Genomic DNA, 12956 nt, shown 5'->3' with positions numbered 1-12956 from the left:
TACGCGCCGAGATGACCCGGCTCGGCACCTGGCAGGGCCCGCGCGCCACCGCCTCGCTGGAGACGGGCGGTCCGCTGCCCCGGCCGGCCGAGGGCGAGGCGGTGCTCGCCGGCCATCGGCTGCTGCTCGACCAGGGCCGGCTCCAGGAGGGCGATCCGGCGCTGGCCGGGACCCGCCACGCGGCCGTGGCCCGGCTGTCGGCCGCCACGGCGGCCGAGGCGGGCGTCGAGGACGGCCGGATGCTGCGCGTCAGCGGCCCGGCCGGCTCGGTCCAACTGCCGCTGAGCATCACCCCGATGCCCGACCGGGTGGTCTGGCTGCCGCTGGCCTCGGTCGGCGGCGGTGTCCACCGCGATCTGGGCGCTCGCCCCGGTGATGTCGTCACGATCACTGCCCCCGCGACGGAGGTGACCCAGTGAGGTATCTCGCCGCAGAGGACCTGTCGATGTTCGGCACCGACCCGTGGTGGCTGGTGCTGATCAAGGCCGTCTTCTGCTTCGCGTTCCTGATGGTGACGGTGCTGATCTCCATCGTCATGGAGCGCAAGGTGGTCGGCTGGATGCAGTTGCGCATCGGGCCCAACCGGCACGGCCCCTGGGGCATGCTCCAGTCCCTCGCGGACGGCGTGAAGCTGATGCTCAAGGAGGACGTGGTCGTCAAGGGCGCGGACAAGGTGGTCTACGTCCTGGCGCCGGTCGTCGCGGCCATCCCCGCCTTCATGGCGGTCGCGGTGATGCCGTTCGGCCCCTCGGGCGGCGAGGTCTCGATCTTCGGCCATCGCACCGCGATGCAGTTGACCGATCTGCCGATCGCCGTCCTCTACATCCTCGCCACCGCCTCGGTCGGCATCTACGGCATCGTGCTCGCGGGCTGGTCCTCCGGATCGACGTATCCGCTCCTGGGGGGCTTGCGCTCCTGCGCCCAGATGATCAGCTACGAGATCGCGATGGGGCTCTCCTTCGCGGCGGTCTTCCTCTACTCCGGGTCGATGTCGACCTCGCAGATCGTCGAGGGGCAGCACGACCGCTGGTACGCGGTGCTGCTGCCGGTCTCGTTCCTCATCTACATCGTCTCGATGATCGGTGAGACCAACCGGGCACCGTTCGACATGCCGGAGTCCGAGGGCGACCTGGTCGGCGGCTTCAACACCGAGTACTCCTCGATCAAGTTCGCGATGTTCATGCTCGCCGAGTACATCAACATGGTCACCGTCTCGATGGTCGCCGTCACCCTCTTCCTCGGCGGCTGGCGGGCGCCCTGGCCGATCAGCACCTTCTGGGAAGGCGCCAACCACGGCTGGTGGCCGATGCTGTGGTTCGCCGGCAAGGTCGTCACCTCGCTGTTCGTCTTCATCTGGGTGCGCGGCACGCTTCCGCGGGTGCGCTACGACCAGTTCATGAAGCTGGGCTGGAAGGTGCTCATCCCGATCTCGATGGTCTGGCTGATGCTGGTCGCCACCGTCCGGGCGCTGCGCAACGAGAACTACGACTACCAGGACATCGTGCTGTACGTGGGCAGTGCGGTGATCGCGCTGCTGCTGCTGTCCTTCGTGGTCGACTTCTTCCGCGACCGTTCGGGGCCCGAGGCCGGAGCGGAACAGGGACCGGAGCCCGCCTTCGATCCGATGGCGGGAGGTTTCCCGGTGCCGCCGCTGCCCGGCCAGACCTTGCCGCCCGTCCCCCGCCGACGTCCGCGCACCGAGCGCGAGTTGATTGTCAGTGGTGGGCCCGATACTGCCAGTGACGGAAAGGAGGCCGACGGTGTCTGACTTCCAGAATCCGGTGGCCGGCTTCGGCGTGACCTTCAAGGCCATGTTCAAGAAGCGGCTCACCGAGCAGTACCCGGAGGAGAAGAAGCCCACCGCGCCCCGCTTCCACGGACGCCACCAGCTCAACCGGCATCCGGACGGGCTGGAGAAGTGCATCGGCTGCGAGCTGTGCGCCTGGGCCTGCCCCGCCGACGCGATCTATGTGGAGGGCGCGGACAACACCGACGAGGAGCGCTACTCCCCGGGTGAGCGCTACGGCCGCGTCTACCAGATCAACTATCTGCGCTGCATTCTGTGCGGCCTGTGCGTCGAGGCGTGCCCCACCCGGGCACTGACCATGACCAATGAGTACGAGCTGGCCGACCGCAGCCGCACCTCGCTCATCTACACCAAGGAAGAGCTGCTCGCGGGCCTCGAGGACGGGATGGTCGACTCCCCGCACGCCATCTACCCCGGCACCGACGAGCAGGACTACTACCGGGGTCTGGTGACCGAGGCCGCGCCCGGCACCTCCCGGCAGGTGGCGGTCAGCAAGGGCGAGACCCCGTCCGACCAGGCCGAGGGGAACGAGGAGCCGCAGGAGTCGCCGGAGCGGCAGCGGGGGGTGCAGGCATGAGCGGCACTCTGGCCGCCGCGGCCTCCACCACCTCCACGGGTGAGGCCCTCCAGTTCTGGGTGCTCGGCACCGTCGCCGTGATCGGCGCGCTGTGCACGATCCTGATGCACAAGGCCGTGCACAGCGCCCTGTGCCTGGCGGGCACCATGATCGTCCTGGCGGTCTTCTACCTCGCCAACGGGGCGTACTTCCTCGGCGTCGTCCAGATCGTCGTCTACACCGGCGCGATCATGATGCTCTTCCTCTTCGTGGTGATGCTGGTCGGTGTCACCGCGGCCGACTCCCTCAAGGAGACCCTCAAGGGGCAGCGGTGGCTCGCCGCCCTGTGCGGGCTCGGCTTCGGCATCCTGCTGTGCGCCGGGATCGGCAATGCCTCGCTGACGACGTGGAACGGCCTGGGCCAGGCCAACGCCGGCGGCAATGTGGAGGGCCTGGCGGCACTGATCTTCACCAAGTACGTCTTCGCCTTCGAGATCACCGGCGCGCTGCTGATCACCGCGGCGGTCGGCGCGATGGTGCTGACCCACCGCGAGCGCACCGAGCGGGCCCGCACCCAGCGCGAGCAGTCCGAGGCGCGGGTGCGCACCGGGCGGAACGTGCCGCCGCTGCCCGCCCCCGGCGTGTACGCGCGGCACAACGCGGTGGACATCCCCGGTCTGCTGCCCGACGGCACCCCGTCCGAGCTGACCGTCAACGCGACGCTGCGCGGCCGCGGTCAGATCCGGGACGTCTCCACCGATGCGCTGGCCGAGCTGGCGGCGCTGGAGCAGCGCTCACAGCGCTGGCTGGGCCGTAAGGCCAGGGACACCGGCAAGAAGGCCGAGGACACCGCGGAGCCGGAGCACGGCGAGAACGGCGAGAACGGCGAGAACGGCCAGAACGGTGAGAACACGGCCGGCGCGAACTCGAGGGGAGCCGCCAAGTGAATCCGGTCAACTACCTCTACCTGGCCGCCCTGTTGTTCACCATTGGTGCGGCCGGTGTCGTGATCAGGCGGAACGCGATCGTCCTCTTCATGTGCGTCGAGCTGATGCTGAACGCGTGCAACCTGGCGTTCGTCACCTTCTCCCGGCTGCACGGCAATCTCGACGGCCAGATCATCGCCTTCTTCACGATGGTCGTCGCCGCGGCGGAAGTCGTGGTCGGTCTCGCGATCATCGTGTCCGTCTTCCGCTCCCGCCACTCGGCCTCGGTCGACGACGCCAGCCTGATGAAGCTCTAGAAGGGGTCGCGTTCAAGTGGAGAACCTCATCGGATTGCTTGTCGCGGCGCCGCTTCTCGGCGCTGCCCTGCTGCTGTGCGGGGGGCGACGGCTGGACGGCAAGGGCCACTACATCGGCACGGTGCTCGCCGCCGCCTCCTTTGTGATCGGCGCCGTGCTCTTCGCCGAGATGCTCGGCCGCGGCGAGCACGACCGGGCCCTGCACAGCAAGGTCTTTAGCTGGATCCCGGTGGGCGGCTTCCGGGCGGACGTCGCCTTCCAGCTCGACCAACTGTCCATGACCTTCGTTCTGCTGATCACCGGTGTGGGCACGCTGATCCACATCTATTCGATCGGCTATATGGAGCACGACGAGCGCCGCCGCCGCTTCTTCGGCTATCTCAATCTCTTTCTCGCGGCCATGCTGCTGCTCGTCCTCGCCGACAACTACCTGCTGCTGTACGTCGGCTGGGAGGGCGTCGGCCTCGCCTCGTATCTGCTGATCGGCTTCTGGCAGCACAAGCCCAGCGCGGCGACGGCGGCGAAGAAGGCGTTCATCGTCAACCGCGTCGGCGATGTGGGCCTGTCGATCGCGATCATGCTGATGTTCACGACCTTCGGGACCTTCACCTTCGCCCCGGTGCTGACCAACGTGGACCATGCGAGCGAGGGCAAGCTCACCGCGATCGGGCTGATGCTGCTGCTCGCCGCCTGCGGCAAGTCGGCCCAGGTGCCGCTCCAGTCCTGGCTCGGGGACGCGATGGAGGGCCCGACCCCGGTCTCGGCCCTGATCCACGCGGCGACGATGGTGACCGCGGGCGTGTATCTGATCACCCGCTCCGGCGCGATCTTCAACGCGGCGCCGGACGCCCAGACCGCGGTGGTCACGGTCGGCGCGGTCACGCTCCTCTTCGGTGCGATCGTCGGTTGCGCCAAGGACGACATCAAGAAGGCCCTGGCCGGGTCCACCATGTCGCAGATCGGCTATATGATCCTGGCCGCCGGTCTCGGCCCGATCGGCTATGTCTTCGCGATCATGCACCTGGTGACCCACGGCTTCTTCAAGGCGGGGCTCTTCCTCGGCGCCGGTTCGGTCATGCACGCCATGAACGACGAGGTCGACATGCGCAAGTACGGGGCCTTGAGGAAGTACATGCCGGTCACCTTCGTCACCTTCGGACTCGGCTATCTCGCGATCATCGGCTTCCCGGGGCTGTCCGGCTTCTGGTCCAAGGACAAGATCATCGAGGCGGCCTTCGCCAAGGGCGGCACCGAGGGCTGGATCCTCGGCGGCGCGGCCCTGCTGGGCGCGGCCATCACCGCGTACTACATGACGCGGGTGATGCTGCTGACCTTCTTCGGCGAGAAGCGCTGGGTGCCCGATGAGGCGGGCCAGGAGCCGCATCCGCACGAGTCGCCCTCGTCCATGACCATCCCCATGATGGTCCTGGCCGTGGGATCGGTCTTCGCGGGCGGGCTGTTCAGCCTCAACGACTCGTTCCTGAAGTGGCTGGAGCCGGTCACCGGCCACAGCCACGGCGACTCCCCGCTGAGCGCCGCGGCGGTCACCGGCGGGACGATGGTGGTGCTGCTGATCGGAGTGGCGCTCGCCTGGATGCAGTACGGACGCCGGCCGGTGCCGCGCACCGCCCCCCGCGGCTCCCTGCTCACCCGAGCCGCCCGGCGCGATCTGCTCCAGGACGACTTCAACCATGTCGCGCTCGTCAAACCCGGCCAGTACCTGACCCGCGGACTGGTCTATGTCGACCACAAGCTGGTCGACGGGGTGGTCAACGGCACCGCGGCCGGAGTCGGCGGACTCTCCGGCCGACTGCGGAAGCTCCAGAACGGCTACGCCCGAACGTACGCGGTCTCGATGTTCGGCGGTACGGCGGTGCTCATTGCCGCGACCCTGCTGATGAGGGCGGTCTGAGTCATGTCATTTCCCCTGCTGACGGCCACGGCCGTGGCGCCCGCGCTCGGTGCGGTCGTCACCGCCGCCGTGCCCGCCGCCCAGCGCGCCGCCGCCAAGTGGGTGGCGCTGGGCTTCTCCCTGCTCACGCTCGCCCTCGCCGCGGTCGTGCTGGTCCGCTTCGATCCCGGCGGCGCCCGCTTCCAGCTCACCGAATCCCATGCCTGGATCAAGGACTTCGGCGTCCGCTACGAACTGGGCGTGGACGGGATCGCGGTCGCGCTGATCGCGCTCACCGCGGTGCTCATCCCCTTCATCATCCTGGCGGGCTGGCATGACGCCGATCCGCTGGAAGGCGCCCGGCCCAACAGCCGCTGGCGGCCGACCCAGGGCTTCTTCGCGCTGATCCTGATGGTCGAGGCGATGGTGGTGATCTCCTTCGAGGCCACCGATGTCTTCCTCTTCTACATCTTCTTCGAGGCCATGCTGATCCCGATGTACTTCCTCATCGGGGGCTTCGGGGACCGGGCCGGGGGCCGCTCCGAGGAGGAGACGGCCACTCAGCGCTCATACGCCGCGGTGAAGTTCCTGCTCTACAACCTGGCGGGCGGGCTGATCATGCTGGCCGCGGTGGTCGGGCTGTACGCGGTCACCGCCGATGAGCTCGGCACCGGCACCTTCTCGCTCCAGGAGATCGTCCAGGCGCGGGCGGGCGGCCATCTGGACATGGCGTCCAGCACCGAGCGGCTGCTGTTCCTCGGCTTCTTCTTCGCCTTCGCGGTGAAGGCGCCGCTGTGGCCGCTGCACACCTGGCTGCCCAACGCGATGGGGGAGGCCACCGCCCCGGTCGCCGTGCTGATCACCGCGGTCGTCGACAAGGTCGGCACCTTCGCGATGCTCCGCTTCTGCCTCCAGCTCTTCCCGGAGGCCAGCAAGTGGGCCACCCCGGCGATCATGATCCTGGCGCTCATCAGCATCATCTACGGGGCGCTGCTGGCGATCGGCCAGCGGGACATCAAGCGGCTGATCGCCTATGCCTCGATCTCCCACTTCGGCTTCATCATCCTGGGCATCTTCGCGATGACCACCCAGGGCCAGGGCGGCGCCACGCTCTACATGGTCAACCACGGCGTCTCCACGGCCGCGCTGATGCTGGTGGCCGGGTTCCTGATCACCCGGCGCGGTTCGCGGCTCATCGAGGACTACGGCGGTGTGCAGAAGGTCGCCCCGGTGCTCGCCGGCACCTTCCTGATCGGCGGCCTCGCCACCCTCTCGCTGCCCGGACTCGCGCCGTTCGTCAGCGAATTCCTGGTCCTGGTCGGCACGTTCAGCCGCTACCCGGCCTTCGGTGTGATCGCGACCGTCGGAATAGTGCTGGCGGCGCTCTACGTCCTGATCCTCTACCAACGCACCATGACCGGTCCGGTGAAGGCCGAGGTGCGCTCCATGCCCGATCTGCGGGTGCGTGAGCTGGTCGTCGTGGCCCCGCTCATCGCGCTGCTGATCTTCCTCGGCGTCTATCCGAAGCCGCTGGCCGACATCGTCAACCCGGCGGTCGACCACACGATGTCCGTGGTGGACAAGAAGGATCCCAGGCCCGATCACCCCGTCACCGACGCGGGCTGGTTCACCTACAGCCCGAAGTCCGACGGTGCTTCCCACGACGGTGCTTCCGGAGGTGCCAAGTGACTCACGCGGCCACTGTCCACAGCCTGTGGACAACAGCGGCGGCGGCGCCCGACAAGATCCCGTCGCCCGATATCGAGTACGGCCAGTTGTCGCCCACGCTGATCGTGCTCGGCGCCGCGATCGTCGGCGTTCTGATCGAGGCGCTCCTGCCGCGCCGCCAGCGGTACGTCGCGCAGGTGTTCGTCTCCGTGGTCGCCCTGGCCGCGGCCTTCGCCGCCGTCATCGGCCTCGCCGCCGGGGACTACGGCACCAGCAAGGCCCATGTCGCGGCCATGGGCGCGATCGCGGTCGACGGCCCGGCGCTCTTCCTCCAGGGGACCATTCTCCTGGTGGCGCTGGTGGCGGTGTTCACCTTCGCCGAGCGGCGGCTGGATCCGCTGGTGCACGGCAACCGTGTCGACTCCTTCGCGGCCCAGGCCGCCGCGGTGCCCGGCGGCGACGCCGAAAAGGCCGCGGTCAAGGCGGGCTTCACCACCACCGAGGTCTTTCCGCTGGTCCTCTTCGCGGTCGGCGGCATGCTGGTCTTCCCGTCCGCCAACGATCTGCTGACGCTCTTCGTGGCGCTGGAGGTCTTCTCCCTGCCGCTGTACGTGCTGTGCGCCCTCGCCCGGCGCCATCGCGCGCTGTCGCAGGAAGCCGCCGTCAAGTACTTCCTGCTGGGCGCGTTCTCCTCGGCGTTCCTGCTCTTCGGCATCGCCCTGCTGTACGGCTACGCGGGCACGGTCACCTACTCCGGGATCGCCGACGTCGTCGACGGCCAGGTCAGGAACGTCACCCCGGCGCTCGCCGGGACCATGGGCAATGACGCGCTGCTGCTGATCGGCGGGGCGATGGTGCTGATGGGGCTGCTGTTCAAGATCGGCGCCGTGCCGTTCCACATGTGGACGCCCGACGTCTACCAGGGCGCCCCCACCCCGGTGACCGGCTTCATGGCGGCGGCCACCAAGGTCGCGGCCTTCGGCGCGCTGCTGCGGCTGCTGTACGTCGTACTGCCGGGGCTGCGCTGGGACTGGCGGCCGGTGATGTGGGGCGTCGCCATCGTCACCATGCTGGGCGGTGCGATCGTGGCCGTCACCCAGACCGATGTGAAGCGGCTGCTGGCGTACTCGTCGATCGCCCACGCCGGGTTCATCCTGGCCGGTGTCATCGCCACCACCCCCGACGGCGTCTCCTCCGTCCTCTTCTACCTCGCCGCGTACTCCTTCGTGACCCTCGGCGCCTTCGCGGTGGTCACCCTGGTGCGCGACGCGGGCGGCGAGGCCACCCACCTGTCCAAGTGGGCCGGACTCGGCCGCCGTTCGCCCCTGGTGGCCGCCGTCTTCGCGGTCTTCCTGCTGGCCTTCGCCGGTATCCCGCTGACCAGCGGCTTCGCCGGGAAGTTCGCGGTCTTCAAGGCGGCGGCCGACGGTGGGGCGGGCGCGCTGGTGGTGATCGGTGTGATCTCCTCGGCGATCGCCGCGTTCTTCTACATCCGGGTGATCGTGCTGATGTTCTTCAGCGAGCCGCGCACGGACGGCCCGTCCGTGGCCGTGCCCAGCCCGCTGACCTCGTCGGCCATCGCGATCGGCGTGGCAGTCACGCTGGTCCTGGGCGTCGCCCCGCAGTACTTCCTGGACCTCGCGAGCCAGGCGGGCGTCTTCGTCCGCTAGCCCTCTTCCTTACCGCCCCAGGCCGGGCACGGACACCACGACGGTGCCGTGCCCGGCCGGAGCGTTTCCAGCGCCTCCTGGCGTTTGAGGAGCGGGGTCGGGGGCGGAGCAATTCCAGCCCCTCCGGCGGGAGCGGGGTCGGGGGCGGAGCAAATCCAGCCCCTCCGGCGGGAGCGGGGTCGGGGGCGGAGCCCCGGCGGGGGGCTGGGGGCGCAGCCCCCTGGTTCGGGAAGGGGCGGGGTGGGGGAAGGCCAGGCCCTCGCCGCGTAGACCCGTACGTCCGTGTCAGGGTCGGACCGAACCGAGGACAGCGCCTCCCGCGCCCCCACCTCCCCCTCCGCCAGCGGCAGCAACGCCAGTACCGCCGCCTGCGGTTTCGCCGTCGCGGCGGCAAGATCTGCCACTGTGCGCGGCGGGCCCCCGGCGCGGTGGCGCACCAGGGGCCCGGGGCGCCGAACGGGGCCGGCGCCGTGGCTCAGCCGGTCGGCAGGTCGGTCGGGATGGCGCTCGCCAGATCGGTCGGGATGCCGGAGGGGAGCGATGTCGGCAGGCCCGAGGGAAGGTCGCTGGGTGAGGTCACCTTGACGAAGGTGTCGTTCTTGGCGAGCGCGTCCCAGTCGACCGTGAGGGTCTTGCCGTCCGCGCCCAGGGTGACCTTGCCCGCGCTGCGCTCGGTGTTGCCGTCGGTGCACTTGAGCATGAGCATCTTCCCGCCCATGTCGGTGTATTCGCCGTTGCAGATGTGCTTGCCGGCCATCAGGACGGCCTGCTTGCCGCTGATGGACAGGATGACGGCCTCGTCACCGGACTTCGCCACATAGGTGCCGGAGACCTTCGCGTCCGCGCCCCCCTCCGCCGGGGCGCTCGACGCGGCGGAGGGGTCCTTGGAGGTGTCCTTCTTGTCGTCGCCTCCGTCACTGCCACATGCGGTCAGTAGCAGGGCGGCCGCCGCCACCGTGCCGGCGATGCCCACTGCCTTGTTCACGTGTCTCTCCTCGATCGTCAGGGCGGGAGCACGACAAATTAGCAGCCGGGTCAGGGCGTGGCCGGGACGACCTGGCCGGTCACCTCGCCCAGGCCGATACGGGCCCCCTGCGGGCCCGGCGCCCAGGCGGTGATGGTCACTTCGTCGCCGTCCTCCAGGAACGTCCGGGTGGCGTCGGGGAGACGCAGGGGCCGGCGGCCGCCCCAGGTGAGTTCGAGGAGACAGCCGAGCTCGTCCGGGCGGGGGCCGCTGACCGTGCCGGAGGCGAAGACGTCGCCGGTGCGCAGCGAGGCGCCGTTGACCGTCAGATGCGCGAGCTGCTGGGCCGCGGTCCAGTACATGGCGGAGAAGGGCGGGCGGGAGACCGTGTGGCCGTTGAGGGCCACCTCGAGGCGCAGATCGAGCCCGCCGGGCTCGGCGGCGCTGTCGTCCAGGTAGGGGAGGAGCGGGACGTCGCGGACGGGCGGGCTGGTACGGGCCGCGGTGAGGGCCTCCAGCGGGGTGACCCACGCGGCGAGGGAGGTGGCGAAGGACTTGCCGAGGAACGGGCCGAGCGGGCGGTACTCCCATGCCTGGATGTCGCGTGCGGACCAGTCGTTGAGCAGACAGACGCCGAAGACGTGGTCGTGGAACCCGGCGAGGGGCACCGGTGTATTAACAGTGGAAGGGGCGCCGACGACGAAGGCCACCTCCGCTTCGAAGTCGAGGCGCAGGGAGGGGCCGAAGACCGGAGTGGGGGAGGAAGCGTGTGGTGCGGAGGTATCGGCCGGGGGCAGATGCTGGCCCTGCGGGCGGACGATGGGCGTGCCCGAGACGAGGAGGGTGCCGGCCCGGCCGTGGTAGCCGATCGGCATGTGCTTCCAGTTGGGGGTGAGCGCGTCGCCGTCGGGGCGGAAGACCTTGCCCGCGTTGGTGGCGTGGTGCTCGCTCGCATAGAAGTCGGCGTAGTCGGCCACCTCGAAGGGGAGATGGAGTGCCACGGTGGGGAGGGGGTGCATCAGCGGCTCGATGGTCGACCGGTGGGCCGGGTCGGTGAGCCAGTCGAGCACCTCGGCGCGGACGGCCTGCCAGACCGGGCGGCCCGCGGCCATCAGCGGGTTGAGGGTGTCGGCGCCCAGTTGCTCGGCGTGCGGAGAGGCGGCGGCGGCCGCGGCGGCGCCGGCGTCCAGCACATGGTTTCCGTAGCGCACCCCGATTTTCCGCAGATGAGGAGCGTGCGGCGTGGTGAAGACGCCATAGGGGAGGTTGTGCGGGCCGAAGGGGTCTCCTTCGGGCAGGTCCAGCGGGGATCGCTGCGGCATCGGGGCTGCCTCGCCTTCTCCTGGTCAATGCTGGGGGTGCAGCACACCCTAAGGCGAGGGGAGTGCGGGGAAGAAGGGAAGGTGACACCGTGTCGGCTACCCCCTAAAGAGATGGCAATGTCCGGAAAATCCTTACTGGAGGCGGCGATTCCGAAGTAGCGTCCATCCTCGGGGTCACGCACAGTGGGGGGCACTGCGCTGCGGTGACCAAGGGGGGCTCGTGGCGAGCAGTGCCGTGCCGTTCGCGGTGGACCGTTCCGTATCCGCTCTGGTCGTGAAGATCGGCCACTATTCGCTGCATCACGGTGGCGTCGGCGCCATCCGGTCCCTGGGGCGTCTCGGTGTCCCCATGTACGCGGTCACCGAGGACCGCTGGACCCCGGCGGCGCTCTCGCGCTATCCGGCGAGGGCCGTCGTCTGGCCGACCACCGGCAGCGAGCGGCCGGAGCGGCTGGTGGAGGGGCTGCTGCGGATAGGGCGGGCGATCGGCCGGCCGGCGGTTCTGCTGGACTTCTGCCATGCGATGGGCGGCCCGCGCTATGAGTCGGACTGGGGCCTCATCCCCGTCGAGACCTTCTCGGCCTACGGCCTGTGGTTCCAGGAGCGGCTGGTGCCGGAGCTGGAGCGGGTGCGGGTGGTCTCGGTCGACCGGCGGGGCGGCCGGTTCGAGCTGAAGCTGGACTCGGGGGAGCAGTTCACGGCGCGCGCCGTCGTCGTCGCCAGTGGGCTCAGCGGACTCGCCCACCTCCCCCATGAGCTGGCCGCCGCCGTACCGGACGGGCCCGCTCCCGGCGGCCCCGTCTCGCACAGTTCGCACCACCGTGACCTGGGGCGCTTCCAGGGGCGTGAGGTGGTGGTCGTCGGGGCCGGGCAGTCGGCGCTGGAGAGCGCGGTGCTGCTGGCCGAGGCGGGCGCCGCCGCCGTGCGGGTGGTGGCCCGCGGCCCGCGCGCGGTCGCCTTCGGCTCCCCGCCGGACCACCAGCCCAGGCTGCGGCCCGAGTCCCCGTTCGGCCGCGCCTGGTCGCTGTACGCGCTGTCGTACCACGCCGTGGGCTTCCGGCGGCTGCCCGCACCGGCCCGGGAGTATCTGGTGCGCAGGGTGCTTGGGCCCAAGGGCGCCTGGTGGCTGAGGGATCGGTTCGCCGGGCGGGTGCGGGTCACCCAGGGGCGGCGGATCAGCCGGGTCACGGTGCGTGCCGACGGCCGACCGGTGGTCGGCCTGCACGGGGGCGGCCGGGTCGGTGAGCTGGCCGCCGACCATGTGATGGCCGCGACGGGCTACCGGATGAGTGTCGCCGCGCTGGACTTCCTGGGGCCGGGGCTCCACTCCGAGTTGGTCACCGGCGCCGGCGGCCCCTGGCTCGACGCCGGATACGGCTCCTCGGTCCCCGGGCCGTACTTCACCGGCCTGCCCGCGGCGGCGAGCTTCGGCCCGGTGATGCGGTTCGTCTGCGGCACGGAGTACGCGTCGCCCCGCCTGGCGAAGGCGGTGGCCACCACCCACGGATAAGCGCCCACCGCCCCCGGCCATCGGCCTGCACCGGTCATCGGCCTGCCCCGGTCATCGGCTCGCCCCGGTCATCGGCCCGCCCGGCCGATGGCCGCCTTGGCTGACGGCTGCCCAGGCCCCGGTCGCCCTGGGGCCTCTGGCCCGCCCCGACCGATGGCCTGCCCGGGCCTCTGGCCGTCCCGGTCGATGGTCCGCCCTGGCCCCTGGCCTGCCCTGGCCGATGCCCGTCCCGGTCGATGGCCTGCCTTGGCCCCTGGCCCGTCCGGGCTGATGGCCGTTCCCGGCCCGTGGGCTGCCCCGGCCCGTGGGCTGCCCCGGCCCGTGG

The 12956-nt window shown here is 70.3% G+C and carries 11 protein-coding genes; 9 read left to right on the top strand and 2 right to left on the bottom strand.

Going from position 1 to position 12956, the window contains the following annotated elements; genetic code table 11:
• The 8 genes from KN815_RS14240 to nuoN form a co-directional block, all read left to right on the top strand.
• On the top strand, positions 1 to 419 hold a 419-nt coding region (locus tag KN815_RS14240; protein ID WP_301184577.1), incomplete at its 5' end, for a molybdopterin dinucleotide binding domain-containing protein.
• A gap of 26 nt (positions 420 to 445) precedes the next feature.
• Positions 446 to 1768, top strand: coding sequence for an NADH-quinone oxidoreductase subunit NuoH (gene nuoH, locus KN815_RS14235; protein WP_253208969.1), 1323 nt, complete (start codon positions 446 to 448; stop codon positions 1766 to 1768).
• Complete coding sequence (gene nuoI / locus KN815_RS14230; RefSeq protein WP_216342292.1) at positions 1761 to 2384, top strand: NADH-quinone oxidoreductase subunit NuoI; 624 nt, start codon at positions 1761 to 1763, stop codon at positions 2382 to 2384. Before nuoH ends, nuoI begins: the two co-directional genes overlap by 8 nt.
• Entirely contained in the window at positions 2381 to 3310 is a 930-nt protein-coding gene (locus KN815_RS14225; RefSeq protein WP_216342290.1) for an NADH-quinone oxidoreductase subunit J, read from the top strand. Before nuoI ends, KN815_RS14225 begins: the two co-directional genes overlap by 4 nt.
• Complete coding sequence (gene nuoK / locus KN815_RS14220) at positions 3307 to 3606, top strand: NADH-quinone oxidoreductase subunit NuoK (protein WP_014054072.1); 300 nt, start codon at positions 3307 to 3309, stop codon at positions 3604 to 3606. The genes KN815_RS14225 and nuoK overlap by 4 nt, the downstream gene beginning before the upstream one ends.
• 16 nt (positions 3607 to 3622) lie before the next feature.
• Positions 3623 to 5518 (top strand): NADH-quinone oxidoreductase subunit L, encoded by a 1896-nt coding sequence (gene nuoL, locus KN815_RS14215; RefSeq protein ID WP_216342288.1) that lies wholly within the window; start codon positions 3623 to 3625, stop codon positions 5516 to 5518.
• A gap of 3 nt (positions 5519 to 5521) precedes the next feature.
• Positions 5522 to 7186: an NADH-quinone oxidoreductase subunit M gene (locus KN815_RS14210; protein ID WP_216342286.1), complete on the top strand. Its 1665-nt coding sequence runs from the start codon at positions 5522 to 5524 to the stop codon at positions 7184 to 7186.
• A complete protein-coding gene (gene nuoN, locus KN815_RS14205) occupies positions 7183 to 8835 on the top strand; it encodes an NADH-quinone oxidoreductase subunit NuoN (protein WP_211124273.1) in 1653 nt (550 codons plus the stop codon). Before KN815_RS14210 ends, nuoN begins: the two co-directional genes overlap by 4 nt.
• Before the next feature lie 475 nt (positions 8836 to 9310).
• Here the strand turns inward: nuoN and KN815_RS14200 are convergent, their stop codons facing one another.
• Together KN815_RS14200 and fahA are read right to left on the bottom strand one after the other, a co-directional pair.
• Positions 9311 to 9820, bottom strand: a complete 510-nt coding sequence (locus KN815_RS14200; protein WP_216342284.1) for a hypothetical protein — start codon at positions 9818 to 9820, stop codon at positions 9311 to 9313.
• A gap of 50 nt (positions 9821 to 9870) precedes the next feature.
• Complete coding sequence (gene fahA, locus KN815_RS14195; RefSeq protein WP_216342283.1) at positions 9871 to 11121, bottom strand: fumarylacetoacetase; 1251 nt, start codon at positions 11119 to 11121, stop codon at positions 9871 to 9873.
• Positions 11122 to 11341: 220 nt separating this feature from the next.
• Between fahA and KN815_RS14190 the strand changes: the two genes are divergently transcribed.
• Positions 11342 to 12631 carry an FAD-dependent oxidoreductase gene (locus tag KN815_RS14190; RefSeq protein WP_253208968.1) on the top strand — a complete coding sequence of 430 codons (1290 nt, stop codon included), beginning with the start codon at positions 11342 to 11344 and terminating at the stop codon, positions 12629 to 12631.
• The last annotated feature ends 325 nt before the right edge of the window (positions 12632 to 12956 follow it).

Source organism: Streptomyces niphimycinicus, from assembly GCF_018883605.1.
Taxonomy (GTDB): domain Bacteria; phylum Actinomycetota; class Actinomycetes; order Streptomycetales; family Streptomycetaceae; genus Streptomyces; species Streptomyces niphimycinicus.
The sequence above is the reverse complement of the archived record's forward strand: the minus strand, read 5'-3'. Positions and strand labels throughout refer to the sequence as shown.